The organism is Bacillus sp. JJ1474 (assembly GCF_036965225.1).
In the GTDB taxonomy this organism is placed as follows: domain Bacteria; phylum Bacillota; class Bacilli; order Bacillales; family Cytobacillaceae; genus Cytobacillus.
Genome location: NZ_JBALPC010000172.1, coordinates 1 through 202, shown reverse-complemented (window position 1 = coordinate 202; position 202 = coordinate 1). Strand labels below are relative to the sequence as shown.

Here is a 202-nt window from a genome sequence, read left to right as displayed (position 1 = left end):
AAATTCAGTGGATTCAGTGACTTTTGCAGGCAATGAGTTAACCATTGGTAAAAACAATTTACAATTTGATAAAAGTATTCAAGAAATAAAAGTTGTAAATAATGTCGTTATCGTTCTGCTAAACATTCCAATGGATGATCATACTTTAGACAATGTATATGGTGTTAGTTTCAATGGGAAAATACTGTGGAGAATTCAGGAG

General features: G+C 31.2%; 1 protein-coding gene. It reads left to right on the top strand.

Features of this window, described 5'->3' with window-relative positions:
• Positions 1–202, top strand: a 202-nt coding sequence (locus V7164_RS18980; protein WP_335354914.1) for a hypothetical protein, incomplete at both ends; no start/stop codon positions are given.